Origin of the sequence: Pantoea sp. V106_11 (assembly GCF_029967885.1) — a bacterium.
Taxonomy (GTDB): domain Bacteria; phylum Pseudomonadota; class Gammaproteobacteria; order Enterobacterales; family Enterobacteriaceae; genus Pantoea; species Pantoea ananatis.
Map to the genome: position 1 here is coordinate 131,848 of NZ_JASCAK010000027.1, position 22,964 is coordinate 154,811.

Sequence of the window (22,964 nt, forward strand, 5' to 3'; positions counted from 1 at the left end):
AACAAATGACATTAAAAGATATTGTCGTAGGCTTCGGCACGACAGTTCGCAGTATCTGGATGATAGGCATGCACGCCTTCGCGAAACGCGAAACCCAGATGTATCCGGAAGAGCCAGTCTACCTGCCACCGCGCTATCGTGGTCGTATCGTTTTGACGCGCGATCCCGATGGGGCAGAGCGTTGCGTTGCCTGTAACCTGTGTGCAGTAGCCTGTCCGGTAGGCTGTATTTCACTGCAAAAGGCCGAAACCAAAGACGGTCGCTGGTATCCAGAGTTCTTCCGTATTAACTTCTCACGCTGCATTTTCTGCGGCCTGTGCGAAGAGGCCTGCCCAACCACCGCTATCCAGCTGACGCCGGATTTCGAGCTGGGCGAGTTCAAGCGTCAGGATCTGGTGTATGAAAAAGACGATCTGTTGATCTCGGGGCCGGGTAAATATCCGGAGTACAACTTCTACCGCATGGCAGGTATGGCGATTGACGGTAAAGATAAAGGTGACGCTGAAAATGAAGCGAAACCCATCGACGTCAAAGGCTTATTACCTTAAGGAGCAAGGCATGGAATTTGCGTTTTATCTTTGCGGACTGGTGGCGGTGGTGACGACGTTACGCGTCATTACCCACACTAATCCGGTACATGCATTGCTGTACCTGATCGTTTCGCTGTTATCGGTGGCGGGTGTCTTTTTCTCCCTGGGTGCCTACTTTGCCGGTGCGCTGGAAATCATCGTGTATGCCGGTGCCATCATGGTGCTGTTCGTGTTCGTCGTGATGATGCTCAACCTGGGCAAGGCCACGGAGAAACAGGAACGCGAATGGCTCAGCCCGTCCCTGTGGATCGGTCCCGGTCTGGTGTCCTTTCTGCTACTGGCGGTCATGATTTACGCCATCATGACGGCACAGGATCAGGGCATTGACGGTAAAATCATCGACGCGAAAGCGGTCGGTATTAGCCTGTTTGGCCCGTATGTCCTGGCGGTTGAACTGGCATCAATGCTGCTGTTGGCCGGTCTGGTTGTTGCCTTCCATCTGGGACGTGAAGAGCGCCAGGGTGAAGTCCTGAGCAACCGTTCAAACGATGCCGTGCAGGCGAATAAGGAGCAAGCATGATCCCGTTACAACATGGATTGATTTTGGCCGCGGTGCTGTTCGTTCTTGGCCTGACCTCGCTCGTACTGCGCCGCAACCTGCTGTTTATGCTGATCAGCCTTGAAATTATGATCAACGCCGCGGCGCTGGCGCTGGTCGTTGCGGGCAGCTACTGGGGACAGGCCGATGGTCAGGTGATGTATATTCTGGCAATCAGCCTCGCCGCAGCGGAAGCCAGTATCGGTCTGGCCCTGCTGCTTCAGCTCTATCGTCGTCGTCAGACGCTGAACATTGATATTGTGAGCGAGATGCGCGGATGAACCTTCTCTATTTAACTGTCTTGTTTCCGCTGATCGGCTTTTTGCTGTTAGCGTTTTCCCGTGGTCGCTGGTCAGAGAATCTGTCGGCGACGGTCGGAATGGGATCGGTGGGGTTAGCCGCACTGACCACCCTGTATGTTGGCGTTGACTTCTTTGCTAACGGGCAGCAGGCATTCACCCAAGCGCTGTGGACCTGGATTCACGTGGGCAATTTTAACATTCAGGTCAATCTGACTCTGGATGGCCTCTCGCTTACCATGCTGTCGGTGGTTACCGGCGTCGGTTTCCTGATCCATATGTTCGCCTCCTGGTATATGCGCGGAGAAGAGGGCTATTCACGCTTCTTCGCTTATACCAACCTGTTTATCGCCAGCATGGTGGTTCTGGTGCTGGCGGATAACCTGATGCTGATGTATCTGGGCTGGGAAGGGGTAGGGCTGTGTTCTTACCTCCTGATCGGCTTCTACTACAGCAATCCGGAAAACGGCAAAGCGGCGATGAAAGCCTTTATCATCACCCGCGTCGGCGATGTGTTTCTGGCCTTTGCGCTGTTCATCCTTTACAACGAACTGGGTACGCTCAACTTCCGCGAGATGGTTGAGCTGGCACCGGCACACTTTGCGGCTGATAATCACATGCTGCAGTGGGCTACCCTGATGCTGTTAGGCGGTGCGGTCGGTAAATCGGCCCAGTTGCCCTTACAGACCTGGCTGGCCGATGCAATGGCAGGCCCGACACCGGTATCGGCACTGATTCACGCCGCGACCATGGTAACGGCAGGGGTTTACCTGATTGCCCGCACGCATGGCCTGTTCCTGCTGACGCCTGAGGTGCTGCATCTGGTCGGCATTATCGGTGCCATTACCCTGGTGCTGGCAGGCTTTGCTGCCCTGGTTCAGACGGACATCAAACGCGTTCTTGCTTACTCCACCATGAGCCAGATTGGCTACATGTTCCTGGCGCTGGGCGTACAGGCGTGGGATGCCGCGATTTTCCACCTGATGACCCACGCCTTCTTTAAAGCCTTGCTGTTCCTGTCTTCAGGTTCGGTTATTCTGGCCTGCCACCACGAGCAGAACATCTTTAAGATGGGCGGACTGCGTAAGAGCATCCCGCTGGTTTACACCTGCTTCCTGGTGGGCGGCGCCGCGCTGGCGGCACTGCCACTGATTACCGCCGGTTTCTACAGTAAAGATGAAATCCTGTTTGGTGCGCTGGCGAACGGTCATCTTAACCTGATGGTAGCGGGCCTGGTGGGTGCGTTCCTGACCTCAATTTATACCTTCCGCATGATCTTCATCGTGTTCCACGGTGAAGAGAAGATTCATGCTCATGCGGGTAAAGGCATTACCCATCATCTGCCGCTGCTGGTGCTGCTGGTGCTCTCTACCTTCGTTGGCGCACTGATTACCCCACCACTGGCGGGGGTTTTGCCGGCGAATGAGTTTGGTGAAAACGGTAAAGTGACGCTGGAGATTGCATCGGGTCTGGTCGCGGTTTCCGGCATCGTGATTGCAGCCGCACTTTGGCTGGGCAAACGTCAGCTGGTGACCCGTATTGCCAACAGCGCACCGGGCCGCTTCTTCGGCACCTGGTGGTTCGCTGCCTGGGGCTTCGACTGGCTCTACGACAAGGTGTTTGTCAAACCGTACCTGGGCATTGCGTGGCTGTTAAAACGCGATCCGCTCAACGGCCTGATGAACCTCCCTGCGTTGCTTTCACGTATCGCCAATAAAGGTCTGGTGGTCAGTGAAAACGGTTATCTGCGCTGGTACGTGGCGTCGATGAGCGTGGGTGCCGTCGTGGTTCTGGCCCTGTTGCTGGTAATTTAAAGATTGATGAGCGGGGTGAGTTCGCTTACCCCAGTTAAGAATGTCCAAATAACCGAGTAATGAGCGCAATCGTCGCAGCCAGTTTCATTACCGCCAGCGCACAGCAATCGGAGCGTACTGAAGTACGTGAGGATTGCGAGCACTGCCGGGAATGAAGATGGTAAGTAAGATAGCTCATAAAAGGCCATAAAAGGGAAGTATGCCGTGTTATTACCTTGGCTAATTTTCATACCCTTCTTCGGTGGTTTTATCTGCTGGCTCGCCGAGCGCTTCGGCGCGAAAGTGCCACGCTGGATTGCACTGATCACCATGGGGCTGACGTTGGCGCTTTCACTGCAGCTGTGGTTGCAGGGAGGCTATTCACTGACGCAGGCAGCGGGTATTCCGCAGTGGCAATCGAGCTTCTCAGTACCCTGGATCCCCCGTTTCGGCATTAATTTCCATTTAGCGCTTGATGGCCTTTCGCTATTAATGGTGGTGCTGACCGGGCTGCTCGGTTTGATGGCCGTGCTGTGTTCGTGGAACGAGATCGAGAAGTATCAGGGATTCTTCCATCTTAACCTGATGTGGATTCTGGGCGGCGTTATCGGTGTGTTCCTTGCCATCGACATGTTCCTGTTCTTCTTCTTCTGGGAAATGATGCTGGTGCCGATGTACTTCCTCATCGCACTGTGGGGACATAAAGCCTCGGACGGGAAAACCCGTATCACCGCGGCCACCAAATTCTTTATCTATACCCAGGCATCAGGTCTGGTGATGTTAATTGCGATTCTGGCGCTGGTGTTTGTCCACTACAACGCGACCGGCGTCTGGACGTTCAACTACGAGCAGTTGTTGAAAACGCCCATGTCGCACACCGTCGAATATCTGCTGATGCTGGGCTTCTTTATCGCGTTTGCGGTGAAAATGCCGGTGGTGCCGCTTCACGGCTGGTTACCCGATGCGCACAGTCAGGCGCCGACAGCAGGTTCTGTGGACCTGGCGGGTATTTTGCTGAAAACTGCGGCCTATGGTTTGCTGCGTTTCAGCCTGCCGCTGTTCCCCAATGCATCCGCTGAGTTTGCCCCTATCGCGATGTGGTTAGGTATCATCGGTATCTTCTACGGTGCCTGGATGGCGTTCTCGCAGACGGATATTAAACGCCTGATTGCCTACACCTCGATTTCCCACATGGGCTTTGTGCTGATTGCGATTTACACCGGCAGCCAGTTGGCCATTCAGGGCGCGGTGATACAGATGATTGCGCACGGCCTGTCTGCGGCGGCCCTGTTTATCCTTTGTGGTCAGCTGTATGAGCGCCTGCACACGCGTGATATGCGTCAGATGGGCGGTCTGTGGTCGCGCATCAAATGGATTCCGGGTTTATCACTGTTCTTTGCTGTCGCCAACCTGGGGATGCCGGGCACCGGTAACTTCGTGGGTGAGTTTATGATCCTCACCGGCAGCTTCCAGGTCGTTCCTGTCATTATTGTGATTGCGACCTTTGGTCTGGTTTTCGCTTCGGTTTATTCGCTGGTCATGATGCAGCGTGCCTACTACGGCGAAGCGAAATCTAAAGATCCACTGCCGGGAATGTCGGCACGTGAATTCCTGACCATTGGCGTGCTCGTGGTTCTGCTGGTGCTGTTGGGTATTTATCCCCAGCCGATTCTGGATACCTCACATGCTGCAATGAGCAATATTCAGCAGTGGTTTACCGCTTCAATTTCAACTACAAGGCCGTAATTCGCCATGACAATAACTCCTCAACAATTGATCGCGTTGCTGCCGCTGTTAATCGTCGGATTGACGGTGGTGGTTGTGATGCTGTCCATTGCCTGGCGACGCAACCACTTTGTTAACGCCACGCTAACAGTGGTTGGCCTGAACCTGGCTCTGCTGTCGCTATATTTTGTGGGCCAGGTCGGGGCGATGGACGTCACGCCGCTGCTGCGCGTTGATGCTTACTCGATGTTCTATACCGCACTGGTGATGCTGGCCAGCCTGGCAACCTGTACGTTTGCCTATCCATGGCTGGCGACTTTCCCGGATAACAAGGACGAGTTTTATCTGTTGGTCCTGATTGCCGCACTGGGCGGTATCGTGCTGTCAGCGTCTAACCACCTGGCATCGCTGTTTATCGGAATTGAACTGCTGTCACTGCCGCTGTTTGGTTTGATTGGTTACGCGTTCCGTCAGAAACGTTCGCTGGAAGCGGCCCTGAAATACACTATCCTGTCGGCGGCGGCATCGTCCTTCCTGCTGTTTGGTATTGCGCTGATTTACGCTGACTCTGGCAACCTGGGCTTCGTCAGCCTGGGCAAAAGCCTGACTGACAGCATGATTCAGGCGCCACTGTTGCTGGTGGGCCTGGGAATGCTGATTATTGGTCTGGGCTTTAAGCTGTCGCTGGTGCCGTTCCACCTGTGGACGCCAGACGTGTATCAGGGGGCACCGGCTCCGGTATCAACGTTCCTGGCCACGGCCAGTAAAATCGCCATCTTCGGTGTCGTCATGCGCTTGTTCATGTATGCGCCGGTGACCGACAGCGAAGCGGTGCGAACGGTATTGGGTATCATCGCCTTCGTTTCCATTCTGTTCGGTAACCTGATGGCGATCTCGCAGAGCAACATTAAGCGCCTGTTGGGTTACTCCTCCATCGCGCATCTGGGTTATTTGCTGGTGGCGCTGATTGCGGTGAAAGATCATCAGCTGTCGCTGGAAACCTCTGGGGTTTACCTGGCCGGTTACCTGTTCAGCAGCCTGGGTGCCTTTGGTGTCGTGAGCCTGATGTCGAGCCCTTATCGCGGTCCGGATGCGGATTCACTTTACTCGTATCGCGGTCTGTTCTGGCGTCGTCCGGTTCTGTCTGCGGTGATGACGGTGATGATGCTGTCGCTGGCCGGTATTCCAATGACGCTGGGCTTTATCGGTAAGTTCTACGTGATTGCCTCTGGCGTGAGTGCGCACCTGTGGTGGTTGACCGGTGCGGTGGTGGTGGGAAGTGCTATTGGCCTGTACTACTATCTGCGCGTGACCGTGAGCCTGTACCTGAGCCCACCAGAACTGCTCAACCGCGATACGCCTGATAACTGGGCCTTCACCGCGGGCGGCGTGGTGGTACTGATTTCAGCGATTCTGGTACTGCTGTTAGGTGTTTATCCGCAGCCGTTAATCAGACTGGTACAGATGGCTCAGCCCCTGATGTAATCGTCGATTGTCATACTGAATCAGGCCCTCGGGCCTGATTTTTTTTGTCTGAAATCTGCCTACTGCACCATGCAGCGACTTAACCGCACGACCGGTGACGACGCAAGGGTTGCTGCTGCCCTAAAAAAATACGTTATCTTCATTCTGTCTCCCTATTTTTCTGCTGCAATGTCCTCTGGCTTGTTACAGGAGCATGGCCTATGGAGCGCCGTCATTTTTTATTAGGCTTCACCGCTGCGCTGATAGTCGCAAAGACCACGCTGTCGCGGGCATCCCAGCCGGAAATCTCACACACGGTGATTCCGCTCTGGCCTGGCACGCCACCCGGCGGCGGCGGCCCTGTCGGTGCCGTTAAGACCTCATCTTCGGGCGCACAGCGCAATATCGCGGTGCCGACGCTGACAGTGATCAAACCGAACATGCCCAACGGCCATGTTGTTCTGATAGCCGGCGGCGGGGGGTACAAACGGATAGAAATGGCGAAAGAAGCCTGGCCTGCGGCACGCTGGTTAACGGCACGCGGCTATACGGCGGCGATTCTGCGCTATCGGCTTCCCGGCGAGGGCTGGGCAGCGGGCAACATAGTCGCGCTGCAGGACGCCCAGCGCGCGCTGCGGCTGTTACGGCCGCAGGCAAAGCGGCTCTCGGTGCTGGGTTTTTCCGCGGGTGGGCACTTACTCGGAATGGCTGTGACGCGCCAAGACTTTCAAAGCTATGCAGCCCTTGATGCGTTGGACAGTGCGCCAGCTTATGCTGACGGGGCGGCGCTGATCTATCCGGTGATCACCCTGGAAGCGCCCTATACGCACACCGCAACGCACCGTATGTTGGTGGGAACGCATGCGACGGCGGCAGAGGACGCAGTCTGGTCGGTTCAGAATTACGTGTCATCGACATCGCCTCCCTTTTTTCTGGTCCAGGCCGAAGACGATCCGGTTTCCGATCCCCATAACACCCTGATGATGGCCAGCGCCTGCCAACAGCATCAGGTTGACGTCGAGCTGGTGCGCTATCTCACGGGCGGGCATGGCTTTGGTATGGGAAAACCCGGCACGCCGACCATGGCCTGGCCTCAACATTATCTTCACTGGCTGCAGAAAGGCCGGCGCGGTAAAGTGATGTGATGCCTCCCGGGCAGGCGGCCCATTTTAGTAAGGATAAGACATGCATATCAGTTGGCTGGATCTTCAGCATCAAGCCTTAAGCGTTCCGCAGCTCTACGCGGCGCTGGCTTTACGCTGTGAGGTATTCGTCGTGGAGCAGCAGTGCGCCTATCTGGACGTCGATGGCCTGGATTTGCAGGGCGAGAATCGTCACATTCTCGGTATGGCGCAGGGGGATCTGCTGGCCTACGCGCGCATATTGTCACCCGATCGCGCGGGGGCAGAGGTGAAAGTCGGACGCGTGATCATATCCAGTAAGGCACGTGGCCTGAACTTAGGCAACCAGCTGATGACACAGGCAATCGCCAGTTGTGAGCAGCACTGGCCGGGGCATTCACAGTTTCTCTCTGCTCAGGCGCATCTTGAGGCGTTCTATCAGCGACATGGCTTTATCACGGTCAGCGACAGCTATCTTGAGGACGGTATTCTCCATATCGATATGCGCAGAGCAGGGCAGTAAAGCGCCGCTCACGGCTCAGATGCCATGTCGGACAAAAAAAATGCATCCCGGCGGTTGGCCTGAGATGCATTTCACGTGAGGCGGAAGCGTTAGCTTACGGTCATCTGGCGATCGTCAACGTATTTACGCTGGTCCGGCGGCGGTGGCACATACTGATAGAGCCAGGTCTCACTCAGGGTTTCGTCTTTGGTGCGCAGGAACAGGCGCATCTCGACGGGCTGTACGCTGTCGCTGTTGGGATACCAGTCGAACAGGATGCGGTAACCTTTTATCGGTTCGACATACAGGATCTCTACCTGTTTAAAGGTGCCTGAGGAAACCGTAATCACCGGTTCAATGCCTTTCGGTGCGGCTGCCTGCAAGTCGCCGCCGATAAAGTCCACAGCGAAACGGCGGCACCAGACATCCGGGAAGTGCTCGCCCGGCGCCCAGCCTTCGGGGAAACCACCAATGCCGGTGCGGGTCGCATCTACGCGGGCCAGATCGCTCTGAACGGGCGGCAGGGCGCTCCAGTAAAGCTTGTAGGCAAAATTGTATTCGCTACCGGCTTTGATCGGCTCTGCGGGCTGCCAGAAGCAGACGATGTTATCAAGCGTTTCGCCGGTGGTTGGAATTTCCATCAGGTTAATGGCGCCTTTGCCCCATTTGCCTACCGGTTCCACCCACAGGCTTGGGCGTTTGTTATACCAGCCAATCACGTCCTGATAGTTCTCAAAGTCATGGTCAAGCTGGAGCAGGCCAAAGCCGCGCGGGTTTTCGTCTTCGTAGGCGTTGAACTGCAGGCGCTGAGGATTATTTAACGGCCGGGCAATCCATTCACCTTTGCCGCTCCACATCGCCAGGCGATCGGAGTCATGAATCTGCGGATGATAGGTGTTACACATCCGGCGTTCGTTGGTGCCGCAGCTGAACATGCTGGTCATCGGCGAGATGCCTAACTGACGAATGTCCTTGCGGGCAAAGAGATGATTCTCAATCTCCATGACCACGCGTTCTGCTTCGCAGTGAATGACAAACTTATAGGCCCCGGTGATGCTGGCACCGTCCAGTAAGGCATAGCAGGTAAAAGTGGTGTCTTCCGCTTTCGGCGTTTCAAACCAGAAGGCCGTAAAGTCTGGAAACTCTTCCTGACCGTTGCTGAAGGTGTTGATGGCCACGCCACGCGCGGACAGGCCGTACTGATAAGTGTCATCGACCGCGCGGAAATAGCTGGCACCCAGAAACGAGACAATGTCGCGGCGGGCCAGCTCAGGTTTTTTGAAGGCGCGGAAACCGGCAAAGCCAAGATCCGTTTTACCCTGCAGTTGTTTGGTATCGACTTTGGCATCGTTGTAGTTAAACAACTCAGGACGAAAATGAATTTCGCGTGCTTCACGACTGGCGCTGTCCACAGAGAACATGCGGATGCGGCGTTTAAATCCCATGCCTACGTGGAAGAACTGCACATCCAGTTCGCGATTGGGAATATTGTTCCACAGAGAGTGGTTGGCATCATACTGAATGTCGTTGTATGCCTGTGGTGTCAGGGTTGCCAACGTGGGGGGAAGGGGGCCGGGTGCGCCGCCCCAGGGTTTTTTAGCCAGCGCGGCCGCATTCTTCTTCAACTCATCGAAATCGAAGCGTACTGCGGTTCCGTCAGCAATGCCATCATCTGCCCAGGCGGATTGCGCGAACAGCGTTGATAAGCCTGTCATACCGCTTACGGCGGAAAAGGCCATTGACGCTTTCATAAACATTCTGCGATTCATGCCAGAGATCATTCCTTAGCTGTTCGAGTTTGCTGTGACTGTCGTGTCAGCGCATTGATATGCACATGGCCTGATTATTACAGGCAACAGCTGGGTACGACAGTCGGCGTAGATAAAAATTCATTTCGTTGAAAATTTATCAGATAAATCAAATAAGCGAAGCGAAATCGCTGCCAGCAGGCCATCTCTTACACTTCTTTGCGTAGCGCCCAGCGTGACACAGATTCACTGCCGTTTTGTTTACTCACGCTGATTTTCAGGCAATTCCTGGCGGAGTTCCACGCAAAGCCCTGTTTTGGGACTATAGTTAACCAGGTGCTTTGCAATTCACATGGAGGAAATGATGGTAAAACAGACTGAATCTTTTGAAACAGGCTATGACGACGATATCGCACTGCTGACCGAAACGCTGGAAGAAGTGCTGAAGTCATCAGGGGATCCGGCCGACCAGAAATACATCGAACTGAAAACCAAAGCTGAACGAGCGCTGGAAGATGTAAAGTCACGTGTTAGTCAGGCGTCCGATAGCTACTACTATCGTGCTAAACAGGTTGCTTACCGTGCCGACGATTACGTTCATGAGAAACCGTGGAAGGGCATCGGTATTGGTGCAACGGCAGGGCTGGTTTTAGGTCTGCTGCTGGCTCGCCGTTAAGCTAAACGCGTAGTGCAATACGTACAACGGGCAGGCTCACTCCTGTCCGTTTGCGCTTTCTCAACATCCCTTGCCTGCTTTTTATCTTCTTATCTCCTCCTTATCCTCTCGCCAGACGCGGCCTTATTCGACGCTAAATCTCCCTTACAGATTGTGTTTTACGCAGGGGCTTTCTAAAGTGAACCTAATGGCACAAGGAGAAAGAACGTGATTAGAGTCGAAATGCTGTCCACGGGCGATGAAGTGTTACACGGTCAAATCGTCGATACCAACGCGGCCTGGCTGGCTGATGTGTTATTTCAGCACGGAATGCCGATGACCAGCCGTACAACGGTAGGTGATTCCCTGTCGTCCCTGGTTGAGACCTTACAGGCACGTAGTCTTGAAGCGGATGTGCTCATTGTTAACGGCGGCCTGGGGCCCACATCTGATGACCTTAGCGCCCAGGCGGCTGCGATGGCGAGTGGCGTTGAACTGGTGATGCAGGAAGCCTGGCTTGAAACTATGGAAGTCTGGTTCGCCAGTCGTGGACGTGTGATGGCCGACAGCAATCGCAAACAGGCCGAAATTCCTGCCAATGCCGAAATGCTCGATAATCCGGTCGGCACCGCCTGTGGATTTGCCCTGCAGCTCAACCGTTGCTGGCTGTTTTTTACCCCCGGCGTACCCTCTGAATTTAAAGTGATGGTTGAACAACAAATCATCCCCCGCCTGAAAAATAAATTTGACCTGCCAGAGCCGCCGCTGTGCCTGCGGCTGACGACCTTTGGTCGGGGTGAAAGCGATATTGCTAATGAACTTGAGCCGCTGGCGCTGCCGGAAAATGTGTTGATGGGCTACCGTTCATCAATGCCCATTATCGAAATTAAGCTCACCGGGCCTGCCTCACAGCGCGTGGCGATGGAGCAGGTCTGGCAGCAGGTGCGTTTACTGCTAGCGGAATGCACGATTTTTGAAGGGTTGGAGGGGCTGCCTGCGCTGTTGGCGCGAGAACTGAATCAACGTAACCTGCGTCTCGCAATCAGCGAGCAGTACACGGCGGGGTTACTCAACTGGCAGTTGGCTTCGGCTGAGGTTCCCCTGAGCGCCACCGAAATTCTGCCGCAGCAGGACGAAAGCCTTGAGGTACAGGTGATGCGCACGCAGGCGCTGGCGGCGAGGCTGCAGACGCCGTTGGCCCTGTCGGTCGGCAACCTGAGCGAAGGCGAGATTTCCGTTGCGCTACACACGCCGGAGGCGACCTGGGGACAACGCGTGAAGTTTAACCACGGTCGTCATAATCTGGAAACCCGGCAAAAAGTGGTGGCGATGATGGCGATGAACATGTTGCGCCGTTGGCTACACGGCAGTGAGGTAAGCACAGGGCACGGCTGGATCGATGTGATCGAAACGGTGAAGCACTAAGCCTGAGCTTACGTAAGGGGCTGGCGTCGCCCAGCCTGTCTTATGAAAGCGTCGACAAATCGTTAAGCGGCGCGCGCTGACGGTTTTATGCTGCGGACGTGGCGTTGTTGATCTCACCTGGCTGGCTGGCTTCGATTTTGAAATCAAGGTGATTGCCCGTATTCCCTGAGCCAGCGCCAGAAAAAAAACCGCCATTCGGTTGGAATGACGGTTTTTTAATTGCCTGAGATGCGAGCCTAGAGTTCAAGCTCGATCTCGCCCTTCGCCTTACAGCAGCAGGGCAGGATCTCGCCCTGCTCAATAAACGCCAGCGGCTTTTCCGCGTAGTCGACTTCGCCGCTCAGTAGCCGCATCCGGCAGGAGCCGCAATAGCCCTCACGGCACTGGAACTCAACACACAGGTTGTTGGCTTCCAGCATCGTCAGCAGGTTAGGGTGATCGTCTGCGCCCTCCAGTCGGGTACCGGAACTGCGCAGAATAACAACGGAACGGCTCATCATTACAACTGGAAATCGTCGAAGTCGTTTTCGCCCACTTCGGAGTCAATCTGACCGACCAGATAGGAGCTGACTTCCACTTCCTGCGGTGCCACCTGAACGTTGTCCGACACCAGCCAGGCGTTGATCCAGGGAATCGGGTTAGAACGCGTTTCGAAAGGCAGATCGAGGCCAACCGCCTGCATGCGAATATTGGTAATGTATTCAATATACTGACACAGGATATCTTTGTTCAGGCCGATCATCGAACCGCCGCTGAACAGGTATTCCGCCCACTCTTTTTCCTGCAGTGCCGCTTTTTTGAACAGTTCAAAACACTCTTCACGACATTCGGCGGCGATCTCTTTCATCTCAGGATCGTCTTCGCCAGTGCGCAGCAGGTTTAGCATGTGCTGAGTACCGGTCAGATGTAAGGCTTCGTCGCGGGCAATCAGCTTGATGATTTTCGCATTGCCTTCCATCAGCTCACGCTCGGCAAACGCAAACGAGCAGGCAAAGCTGACATAGAAACGGATGGCTTCCAGCGCGTTGACGCTCATCAGACAGATATACAACTGCTTTTTCAGGGCACGCAGGCTGACGGTGACGGACTTACCGTTAACCTGATGGGTGCCTTCACCTAACAGATGCCAGTAGCTGGTCATCTCAATCAGATCATCGTAGTACTGCGAGATATCCTGAGCACGTGCCAGAATCTGCTGGTTGGTCACGATATCGTCAAACACCACCGCCGGGTCGTTTACGATGTTACGAATGATGTGGGTATAGGAGCGTGAGTGGATTGTCTCTGAGAATGCCCAGGTTTCGATCCAGGTTTCCAGCTCAGGAATGGAGATCAGCGGCAGCAGCGCCACGTTTGGGCTGCGTCCCTGAATGGAGTCCAGCAGCGTCTGATATTTCAGGTTGCTGATAAAAATGTGTTTTTCGTGATCGGGCAGGGCCTGGTAATCGATGCGATCGCGTGAAACATCGACCTCTTCAGGACGCCAGAAGAACGAAAGCTGCTTTTCGATCAGCTTTTCAAAGATATCGTATTTCTGCTGGTCAAAACGGGCCACGTTAACGGACTGACCGAAAAACATCGGCTCTTTCAACTGGTCATTTTTATTCTGAGAAAAAGTGGAGTAAGCCATAAAAAACTGTCCAATGTAGACGAGGCTCAGCACCGGCCTCGCGGGAAAATGTGGGCGGGAATGGCTCCCGCCCGACCGTCAGATCTTACAGGCGCCGCTTTCGCAGCCATCATCCTGAATAGAAGGTGCCAGATCATCCTGCGCATCTTCCGCACCATCACGGGTGTTTTGATAATAGAGCGTCTTCACGCCGAACTTATAGGCGGTCAGCAGATCTTTCAGCAACTGCTTCATCGGCACTTTGCCATTCGGGAAGCGTGACGGATCGTAGTTGGTGTTAGACGAAATCGCCTGATCGATAAATTTCTGCATCACGCCAACCAGCTGCAGGTAACCGTCGTTGGAGGGCATATCCCACAGCAGTTCGTACTGATCTTTAAGACGCTCATACTCCGGCACCACCTGACGCAGAATACCGTCTTTGGATGCCTTGATGCTGATATGACCACGCGGCGGCTCAATACCATTGGTGGCGTTTGAAATCTGCGATGAGGTTTCAGACGGCATCAGCGCAGAAAGCGTTGAGTTACGCAGACCGTGGGTTTTAATCTGCTCACGCAGGGTTTCCCAGTCCAGGTGCAGCGGCTCATTGCAAATCGCATCCAGATCTTTCTTGTAGGTGTCGATCGGCAGTACGCCCTGCGCATAGGTGGTTTCATTAAACCACGGGCAGGCACCTTGCTCTTTCGCCAGCTCGTTTGAGGCTTTCAGCAGGTAATACTGAATGGCTTCAAAGGTTTTGTGCGTCAGGCCGTTGGCGCTGCCGTCGGAGTAACGCACGCCGTGCTTCGCCAGGTAGTAAGCAAAGTTAATCACGCCAATACCCAGCGTGCGACGGCCCATCGCACCGCGTTGTGCGGCAGGAATCGGGTAATCCTGATAATCGAGCAGGGCATCCAGCGCACGTACCGCCAGGGTCGCCAGCTCTTCCAGATCGTCCAGGCTGTCAATGGCGCCCAGGTTGAACGCTGACAGCGTACACAGCGCGATTTCACCGTTCTCGTCGTTGACGTCGCTCAGCGGCTTGGTCGGCAGCGCAATTTCCAGACACAGGTTAGACTGGCGAACCGGCGCGATGCTGGCGTCAAACGGGCTGTGTGTGTTGCAGTGATCGACGTTCTGGATGTAGATACGGCCCGTTGAGGCGCGTTCCTGCATCATCAGCGAGAACAGATCCACGGCTTTCACTCGCTGCTTGCGAATGCTGCTGTCTTTTTCATATTTGGTGTAGAGGCGCTCAAACTCATCCTGATCGGCAAAGAAGGCATCGTACAGGCCAGGCACGTCTGACGGGCTGAACAGCGTGATGTCTTCGCCTTTAAGCAGACGCTGATACATCATTTTGTTGAGCTGCACGCCATAGTCCATATGACGCACGCGGTTGCCTTCAACGCCACGGTTGTTTTTCAGCACTAACAGGCTTTCGACTTCCAGGTGCCACATTGGGTAGAACAGCGTGGCTGCGCCGCCACGAACGCCGCCCTGCGAACAGGATTTCACCGCAGTCTGGAAGTGCTTATAGAACGGGATACAGCCCGTGTGGAATGCTTCGCCACCACGGATAGGGCTGCCTAGCGCGCGGATACGTCCGGCGTTGATACCAATGCCCGCGCGCTGAGAAACGTATTTCACAATGGCGCTGGAGGTGGCATTGATCGAATCCAGGCTGTCGCCGCACTCAATCAGCACGCAGGAGCTGAACTGACGAGTAGGCGTACGCACTCCCGACATGATGGGCGTTGGCAGCGAGATTTTGAAGGTCGAGATCGCATCGTAGAAACGCTTGATGTAATCCATACGCGTATCGCGCGGATAACCTGAGAACAGGCAGGCGGCGACCAGGATATACAGGAACTGGGCACTTTCGTAGATCTCACCGGAAACGCGGTTCTGAACCAGGTATTTGCCTTCTAACTGCTTCACGGCCGCGTAGGAGAAATTCATATCGCGCCAGTGGTCGAGAAAGCCATCCATCTGCTCGAACTCTTCACGGCTGTAGTCTTCCAGCAGATGGCGATCGTACTTGCCCAGATCGACCATCTTAACAACCTGATCGTACAGCGCGGGCGGTTCAAACTGACCGTAAGCTTTTTTACGCAGGTGGAAGATTGCCAGTCGGGCAGCAAGGTATTGATAGTCAGGGGCATCGCGAGAAATAAGGTCTGCAGCGGCCTTGATGATCGTTTCATGGATGTCAGACGTTTTGATGCCATCATAAAACTGAATGTGGGAACGCAGCTCTACCTGTGAAACCGACACATTGTTCAGCCCTTCGGCCGCCCAGTCGAGGACACGGTGAATTTTGTCGAGATCAATGCGCTCCTGGCGGCCATCGCGTTTAGTAACGAGCAGACTTTGGTTCATGTCGCGTTTTTACCTTTGCGTGAGTATCCAATAATTAAAAGAAATCCCGATTTATACACAGCATATTCATTGTGAATAATGTTGTGGATAAACACTACATCTTGGGGTTGTTGACGATATGCATAACAATATGGAGGCTTATTCTAGTATTTTGCTGGCGCTTAACAAGAGGAAAAAATGATGTCTGCGGGGGTTGTATTTTCTGAGGGTTTTCTTAAGCCGCGTCTCGTAAGGCCGCAGGTCGTGTCAACCATTCAGAGAAAATATTGCAATTTATGATCGACCGCTGATTTTTCAAACATTGCGCTAACTTTTCCAACACCTCAGCGCGGGAGAGCAAAACGTGCAGATACTGTCTCAGCCAATGGCCTGGATCCGCCCCTCTGAAACGCTAACCTGCGCAGATGACAACAGGATGACAGCAGCGTGGGCAGGGCACAGCCGCACGCTGCAGGTTTATCAGGCGTCGCCGTGATGCGTGTGTATCATGTAGTTCACATCCACACCGTTACCCAGACGAAACTTATCGGTGATGGGGTTGTAGTGCAGGCCAATCATATTGCGCTCACGAAGCGGTGTTTCATCGACCCAGCCCAGCAGTTCGGAAGGGCGGATAAATTTTTTCACATCATGCGTGCCGCGCGGCACCATGCGCAGCACATACTCAGCACCAAAAATGGCCATCAGCCAGGCTTTGGGATTACGGTTAATGGTAGAAAAGAACACCTCACCGCCGGGTTTCACCAACTGCGCGCAGGCATGCACCACCGAACGCGGATCGGGCACATGCTCCAGCATCTCCATGCAGGTCACCACATCGTATTCGCCCGCATGCGCGCTGGCGTGCTCTTCAACCGTCTGTTGCACATAGCTGAGCGTGACGCCGCTCTCCAGGGCATGCAGACGCGCCACTTCCAGCGGTTCGGCACCCATATCCAGCCCGGTGACCACCGCGCCTTCCCGCGCCATGCTTTCGGCCAGGATGCCGCCGCCACAGCCAACATCCAGGACTTTCTTGCCGAACAGCCCGTTGCTGTGTTGCGCAATATAGCCCAGCCGCAGAGGGTTAATACGGTGCAGCGGTTTAAATTCGCCCTCCAGATCCCACCAGCGCGAGGCAACGGCCTCAAACTTGGCAATTTCCTGTGCATCGACATTGTGCTGATGATTCTGTGGTTGTGCATTCATTGAATCGTGACTCCTGACAAAACGTGACATCAGTATAAACGCTTAACTGACTCTGACGCACCTTATCAACTTGAGGAAAAGCACCTTAATAAGGTGGTTAACGTTCACCAGCGAATTGCTCTGTGATATACTTTCGCACCTTTAAAATCCGGGATTAGTAGAGGGATAGCGGCTCCATGAGCGACCTTGCGAGAGAAATTACACCGGTTAATATCGAAGAAGAGTTAAAAAATTCTTACCTCGATTACGCCATGTCGGTCATCGTTGGCCGAGCTTTACCCGATGTGCGTGATGGCCTGAAGCCAGTACATCGCCGCGTACTATACGCGATGAGCGAACTGGGTAATGACTGGAACAAACCCTATAAAAAATCTGCCCGCGTCGTCGGTGACGTTATCGGTAAATATCACCCCCATGGTGATTCTGCCGTTTACGACACCATTGTACGTATGGCCCAGCCTTTCTCCCTGCGTTACATGCTGGTGGACGGTCAAGGCAACTTCGGATCCATCGACGGCGACTCCGCTGCGGCGATGCGTTATACCGAAGTGCGCATGTCCAAAATCGCCCACGACCTGTTAGCTGACCTGGAAAAAGAGACCGTTGATTTCGTTCCGAACTACGACGGCACCGAGCAGATCCCTGAAGTTCTGCCCACCAAAATTCCTAACCTGCTGGTAAACGGTTCGTCCGGTATCGCAGTCGGCATGGCAACCAACATTCCACCGCACAACCTGCGTGAAGTGATCAACGGCTGCCTCGCCTATATCGAAGATGAAAACATCAGCATCGAAGGGCTGATGGAGCACATTCCGGGGCCTGACTTCCCGACAGCGGCCATCATTAACGGTCGTCGCGGCATTGAAGAAGCCTATCGCACCGGTCGCGGTAAAGTGTATATCCGTGCCCGTGGTGAAGTGGAAGTGGACGCCAAAACCGGGCGTGAAACCATCATCATTCACGAACTGCCGTATCAGGTGAACAAAGCGCGCCTGATTGAGAAAATCGCCGAGCTGGTGAAAGAAAAACGCGTTGAAGGCATCAGTGCGCTGCGTGATGAGTCTGATAAAGACGGCATGCGTATTGTCATTGAAATCAAGCGCGATGCGGTTGGTGAAGTCGTCCTCAACAACCTCTATTCACTGACTCAGTTGCAAACCTCTTTCGGTATCAACATGGTGGCGCTGCATCAGGGCCAGCCGAAGATTATGGCACTGAAGGAGATTCTGGAAGCCTTCGTTCGCCATCGTCGTGAAGTGGTCACGCGTCGTACGATTTTTGAACTGCGCAAAGCTCGCGATCGTGCGCATATCCTTGAAGGCCTGGCGATTGCGCTGGCTAACATCGATCCGATCATTGAGCTGATCCGCCGTGCGCCCACGCCTGCCGAAGCGAAAGCGGGCCTGATCGCACAATCCTGGGATCTGGGCAACGTGTCTGCCATGCTGGAGCGTGCCGGTGATGATGCTGCCCGCCCAGAGTGGCTGGAAGCGCAGTTTGGTATTCGTGAGGGTAAATATTACCTGACTGAACAGCAGGCTCAGGCCATTCTGGACTTACGTTTACAGAAACTGACCGGGCTTGAGCATGAAAAGCTGCTGGATGAATACAAACAGCTGCTGGATCAAATTGCGGAGTTGCTCCACATCCTGGGAAGTTCTGAGCGCCTGATGGAAGTCATTCGCGAAGAGCTGGAACTGATGCGCGATCAGTTCGGCGATGAGCGCCGCACGGAAATCACTGCGAACAGCGCAGACATCAACATCGAGGACCTGATCAATCAGGAAGATGTGGTCGTCACGCTGTCGCATCAGGGCTATGTAAAATATCAGCCGCTGAGTGATTACGAAGCGCAGCGTCGCGGTGGCAAAGGCAAGTCTGCCGCCCGCATTAAAGAAGAAGATTTTATCGATCGTCTGTTGGTGGCAAACACCCACGATACGATTCTGTGCTTCTCCAGCCGTGGCCGACTCTACTGGATGAAGGTTTACCAGCTGCCGGAAGCCAGCCGTGGGGCACGTGGACGTCCAATCGTCAACCTGTTGCCGCTTGAAGCGAATGAACGTATCACGGCGATTCTGCCTGTGCGCGAATACACCGAAGGCTTCAATATCTTTATGGCAACCGCGAGCGGCACGGTGAAGAAAACCGGTCTGCAGGAGTTCAGCCGTCCACGCAGCGCCGGTATCATCGCCATTAACCTGCGCGATGATGACGAGCTGATTGGCGTAGCGCTGACCAACGGTAACGACGAGGCGATGCTGTTCTCGGCCGCCGGTAAAGTGGTTCGCTTCGCCGAATCTGCCGTGCGTGCCATGGGCCGTACGGCCTCGGGCGTACGCGGTATCAAGCTGGCGCAAAACGATCGTGTGGTTTCCCTGATTGTGCCGCGTGAAGAGGGCGCGATTCTTACCGTGACGCAGAACGGCTACGGTAAGCGTACCGCGAACAGTGAGTATCCAACCAAATCCCGTGCGACGCAGGGCGTGATCTCCATCAAAGTGACCGAGCGTAATGGCCCGGTGATTGGTGCAGTGCAGGTGGTCGACAGCGATCAGATCATGATGATCACTGATGCCGGCACCCTGGTGAGAACCCGTGTGTCTGAAGTCAGCATCGTGGGCCGTAATACCCAGGGTGTGATTCTGATTCGTACGGCAGAGGACGAGAACGTGGTCGGACTGCAACGCGTGGCTGAGCCGGTGGAAGAAGAAGAGCTGGACTCCATCGACGGCAGCGTGGCGGAAGGGGATGACGATATCGTACCTGAAGTCGACAATGACGACGATGACGTACCCGCAGCGGACGACGATGAGTAATTAGCGCGTCGTACGTTAAGAGCAACGGCAGGTCAGGGATCACCCGACCTGCCGTTTTTTTTGCGGCAGGTTTGGCAAAGGATGATTTCCTCAGGGGCAAATAGTCCCAAACTGCGCCCGGTGCCCGTCACCGACTGGCTTTTTTGCTGCGATAAAGCTAGTGTATGAGCATTAAAAATCCCACGATGCGACTAACCTTGCCACCTGCGAGTTACCTTTGAAATATCTAGTCTCTTTCCGCACGACGCTTCGCATTTCGCGCTATCTGTTTCGCGCGTTGGCGCTGCTAATCTGGCTACTGGGCGCGGTGCTGACCACCTTCTACATCATTAGCGTACTTCACGATAAAGAGAACAAGGTACGGCAGGAATTTGCTGGCAACTACGGCACAATTGACTGGTACGTTCGCCTCTCAGCGGGCAAGATGCGCGAGCTTAAGTTCATCGCTGAAAACCACCTCACCAGCGCCAGCGCCGGGGGAGAAGCCTCGGATCGGTCAACGGCAGGAAAGACGATTCAACCGCAGTTTACCCCCCTTTTTTCCAGTGATGACTGCACCGCCATGAGCGCGACCTGGCGCAACTCACTGGACTCACTCAGTAACTATATCAATTACTGGAGGAGTCATTTCGCCTCATCTTATGAGCTCAACCGGGTGTTCCTCATTGGTGGCGATAACAAGTGTCTGGCGGATTTTGCTATTGGTAACAACGTTAACCGCGATAACAGCCTCAAGCTGTTGCAGGAAAACCTTCAGCGCTACCGCAACAGTTCGGAAGAGGAGCGTCGCAACCCGGTCTACTGGGTAAACAGCAGCGCCCAGCCAGGCGTAGGAAACTTCTCTGTTATCATGCCGATCTACGTGGCGGATAAACTTCAGGCCCTGCTGGGCGTCGAGCAAAATATCCAGCTTGATGCGTTTATTCAGCCCGGTAGCCTGCCCGTCACGGCAACGATTACGGATGAAAATTACGCTCCGCTCCTGACCTCGCGCCGGGGCGGTTTGGGCTTTTCATTAAATGAATTGCCTGATGATAAAACCTGGTTTGGCTATCTTGACGGTTACCGTCAGCTGGTGCTGAAAAAACCGTTGCCACCGTCGAATCTTAACGTGGTGTGGTCGGTCTCTACCGATGTGCTGGTCGATCAGCTCAAACTGATGATGATCAATGCCCTGTTGCTGAATATCCTGAGCGCCATCCTGCTGTTTACGCTTGCCTGGCTGTTTGAGAGACGCATGTTTTTGCCAGCGGAAGAAAACGCACACCGGCTGGAAGAGCACGAGCAGTTCAACCGTAAAATTGTCGCTTCAGCGCCGGTAGGGATCTGCATTTTACGCACCAGCGATGGTACCAATATTCTCAGTAACGAGTTGGCACACAACTATCTGACGCTGCTGACGCAGGAAGACCGTAAGCGATTAAATGAGATCATCGGCGGGCAGCAGGTTAACTTTGTTGATGTCCTGACGGGCAGTAATACTAACCTGCAAATCAGCTTTGTGCATTCCCGCTACCGCAATGAAAACGTGGCGATCTGTGTGCTGGTGGATGTCTCCGCCCGCGTGCGCATGGAGCAATCCTTACAGGAAATGGCCCACGCGGCAGAGCAGGCCAGCCAGTCGAAATCCATGTTCCTGGCAACGGTCAGTCACGAACTTCGTACGCCGTTGTATGGCATCATTGGTAACCTGGATCTGCTGCAGACGCGGCAGCTGCCGAGCGGTATAGACTCGCTGGTGACCGCGATGAATAACTCTTCCAGCCTGCTATTGAAGATCATCAGCGATATTCTCGACTTCTCCAAAATTGAATCGGAACAGTTGAAAATAGAGCCGCGACCTTTCTCGCCGCGCGAAGTGATCACCCATATTGTCGGAAACTATCTCTCCCTGGTGGTGAAGAAGCGCCTGACGCTTTACTGCTATATCGAGCACGATGTTCCGCAGGCACTTGATGGTGATCCTCTGCGACTGCAGCAGGTGATTTCTAACCTTCTGAATAACGCCATTAAATTCACCCATACGGGCTGTATTATTCTGCATGCCTATGTCACACAAGGCTATCTGGCGTTCCGCACGCGTGATACCGGTGTGGGTATTCCGGCTAAAGAGTTGACCCGACTGTTTGATCCCTTTTTCCAGGTGGGCAACGGCGTACAGCGTAATTTCCAGGGGACCGGATTGGGGCTGGCGATCTGTGAAAAACTGATCAACATGATGGACGGTGACATTGAGGTTGAGTCTGAGCCGGGGATGGGAAGCCAGTTTATTGTCCGTATTCCGATCTACAACGGTAAACAGCCTTCCATTCCGCTGCTGGACGGCTTACAGGATAAGAAAATCTGGCTGGCGATGCGCAATGAATATCTGGCGCAGTACCTTGAACGGCTGCTAAAGCAGCATGGTATCCAGGTTGCTGAATATCAGGCCCAGCCGGGCAGTGATGATGTGGTGCTGACAGATTACGTGCCCGACATCCACGCGCCAGTGCGGGCGGTTATCACTTTTGACGGTTCGCACGTGGACATGCCTCGTGAGCCTCAGACGGGACGCTGGATCCACAGCACGGCAACCCTACATGAGTTACCCACGCTGCTGGCGCGCATTTACCGGATTACGGTTGACGCGGAGGTGAACGATGGCCTGGCGCTCGACGGTCCGGTGGAAGAGAAAATTCATAATGACGACATTATGGTACTGATCGTTGACGATCATCCTATCAACCGTATGCTGCTGTCAGAACAGCTTGGCACCCTGGGTTATCAGGTCAAGACCGCCCAGGACGGCGTCGATGCGTTAAACGTTCTCAGTCGTAATAACATCGATATCGTGCTTACCGATGTCAACATGCCGAATATGGATGGCTATCGCCTGACGCAGCGGCTGCGCCAACTGGGGCACGTGTTCCCGGTAGTCGGCGTCACCGCCAACGCGCTGGCAGAAGAAAAACAGCGCTGCATGGATGCAGGGATGGACAATTGTTTGTCGAAGCCGGTGACCTTAGACGTGTTGAAAACAACGCTGGGCATTTATGCAGAGCGGGTACGGAAAACGCGGGTAGGGTAGCAGGGAAAAGAGGCGGTGCGAAACGCACCGCCTGAG

At 54.4% G+C, this 22,964-nt stretch carries 17 protein-coding genes; 12 read left to right on the forward strand and 5 right to left on the reverse strand.

Annotated features, from left to right (window positions below; all coding sequences use genetic code 11):
- Positions 1-5: 5 nt before the first annotated feature.
- The 8 genes from nuoI to QLG08_RS10590 all read left to right on the forward strand — a co-directional run bounded on the left by nuoI (position 6) and on the right by QLG08_RS10590 (position 8,053).
- Entirely contained in the window at positions 6-548 is a 543-nt protein-coding gene (gene nuoI, locus QLG08_RS10555; RefSeq protein WP_013026508.1) for an NADH-quinone oxidoreductase subunit NuoI, read from the forward strand.
- Between the two features lie 10 nt (positions 549-558).
- Positions 559-1,110 (forward strand): NADH-quinone oxidoreductase subunit J, encoded by a 552-nt coding sequence (gene nuoJ, locus QLG08_RS10560; RefSeq protein WP_078828818.1) that lies wholly within the window; start codon positions 559-561, stop codon positions 1,108-1,110.
- Entirely contained in the window at positions 1,107-1,409 is a 303-nt protein-coding gene (nuoK, locus tag QLG08_RS10565; RefSeq protein WP_013026506.1) for an NADH-quinone oxidoreductase subunit NuoK, read from the forward strand. Before nuoJ ends, nuoK begins: the two co-directional genes overlap by 4 nt.
- Positions 1,406-3,241 (forward strand): NADH-quinone oxidoreductase subunit L, encoded by a 1,836-nt coding sequence (gene nuoL / locus QLG08_RS10570; protein WP_064374127.1) that lies wholly within the window; start codon positions 1,406-1,408, stop codon positions 3,239-3,241. Before nuoK ends, nuoL begins: the two co-directional genes overlap by 4 nt.
- A gap of 204 nt (positions 3,242-3,445) precedes the next feature.
- Positions 3,446-4,966, forward strand: coding sequence for an NADH-quinone oxidoreductase subunit M (nuoM, locus tag QLG08_RS10575; protein WP_013026504.1), 1,521 nt, complete (start codon positions 3,446-3,448; stop codon positions 4,964-4,966).
- Positions 4,967-4,972: 6 nt separating this feature from the next.
- Positions 4,973-6,430: an NADH-quinone oxidoreductase subunit NuoN gene (gene nuoN, locus QLG08_RS10580; protein WP_013026503.1), complete on the forward strand. Its 1,458-nt coding sequence runs from the start codon at positions 4,973-4,975 to the stop codon at positions 6,428-6,430.
- A gap of 200 nt (positions 6,431-6,630) precedes the next feature.
- The gene (locus QLG08_RS10585) at positions 6,631-7,554 is read left to right on the forward strand and encodes an alpha/beta hydrolase (RefSeq protein WP_282472902.1); all 924 of its coding nucleotides are present in this window, start codon (positions 6,631-6,633) and stop codon (positions 7,552-7,554) included.
- Positions 7,555-7,594: 40 nt separating this feature from the next.
- Complete coding sequence (locus QLG08_RS10590) at positions 7,595-8,053, forward strand: GNAT family N-acetyltransferase (RefSeq protein WP_158150939.1); 459 nt, start codon at positions 7,595-7,597, stop codon at positions 8,051-8,053.
- An 89-nt stretch (positions 8,054-8,142) separates the two neighbouring features.
- Here QLG08_RS10590 and QLG08_RS10595 read toward each other — a convergent pair whose 3' ends face one another.
- Positions 8,143-9,801, reverse strand: a complete 1,659-nt coding sequence (locus tag QLG08_RS10595; RefSeq protein WP_019105998.1) for a glucan biosynthesis protein — start codon at positions 9,799-9,801, stop codon at positions 8,143-8,145.
- A 343-nt stretch (positions 9,802-10,144) separates the two neighbouring features.
- Here QLG08_RS10595 and elaB point away from each other — a divergent pair, with 343 nt between their 5' ends.
- Together elaB and QLG08_RS10605 are read left to right on the forward strand one after the other, a co-directional pair.
- Positions 10,145-10,456 (forward strand): stress response protein ElaB, encoded by a 312-nt coding sequence (gene elaB / locus QLG08_RS10600; protein ID WP_015699853.1) that lies wholly within the window; start codon positions 10,145-10,147, stop codon positions 10,454-10,456.
- Between the two features lie 207 nt (positions 10,457-10,663).
- Entirely contained in the window at positions 10,664-11,860 is a 1,197-nt protein-coding gene (locus QLG08_RS10605; RefSeq protein ID WP_013026498.1) for a nicotinamide mononucleotide deamidase-related protein YfaY, read from the forward strand.
- Between the two features lie 236 nt (positions 11,861-12,096).
- On the opposite strand, the gene yfaE is transcribed toward QLG08_RS10605, so the two are convergent.
- The 4 genes from yfaE to ubiG all read right to left on the reverse strand — a co-directional run bounded on the left by yfaE (position 12,097) and on the right by ubiG (position 17,042).
- Positions 12,097-12,357, reverse strand: a complete 261-nt coding sequence (gene yfaE / locus QLG08_RS10610; protein ID WP_014605383.1) for a class I ribonucleotide reductase maintenance protein YfaE — start codon at positions 12,355-12,357, stop codon at positions 12,097-12,099.
- A 2-nt stretch (positions 12,358-12,359) separates the two neighbouring features.
- Entirely contained in the window at positions 12,360-13,490 is a 1,131-nt protein-coding gene (nrdB, locus tag QLG08_RS10615; RefSeq protein WP_014594159.1) for a class Ia ribonucleoside-diphosphate reductase subunit beta, read from the reverse strand.
- A 78-nt stretch (positions 13,491-13,568) separates the two neighbouring features.
- Positions 13,569-15,854: a class 1a ribonucleoside-diphosphate reductase subunit alpha gene (gene nrdA / locus QLG08_RS10620; RefSeq protein ID WP_013026495.1), complete on the reverse strand. Its 2,286-nt coding sequence runs from the start codon at positions 15,852-15,854 to the stop codon at positions 13,569-13,571.
- Between the two features lie 459 nt (positions 15,855-16,313).
- Positions 16,314-17,042 (reverse strand): bifunctional 2-polyprenyl-6-hydroxyphenol methylase/3-demethylubiquinol 3-O-methyltransferase UbiG, encoded by a 729-nt coding sequence (gene ubiG, locus QLG08_RS10625; protein ID WP_029569021.1) that lies wholly within the window; start codon positions 17,040-17,042, stop codon positions 16,314-16,316.
- A 176-nt stretch (positions 17,043-17,218) separates the two neighbouring features.
- Here ubiG and gyrA point away from each other — a divergent pair, with 176 nt between their 5' ends.
- A complete protein-coding gene (gene gyrA, locus QLG08_RS10630) occupies positions 17,219-19,861 on the forward strand; it encodes a DNA topoisomerase (ATP-hydrolyzing) subunit A (protein ID WP_019105996.1) in 2,643 nt (880 codons plus the stop codon).
- A 217-nt stretch (positions 19,862-20,078) separates the two neighbouring features.
- Positions 20,079-22,928 (forward strand): two-component system sensor histidine kinase RcsC, encoded by a 2,850-nt coding sequence (gene rcsC, locus QLG08_RS10635; protein WP_014605386.1) that lies wholly within the window; start codon positions 20,079-20,081, stop codon positions 22,926-22,928.
- Positions 22,929-22,964 lie beyond the last annotated feature (36 nt).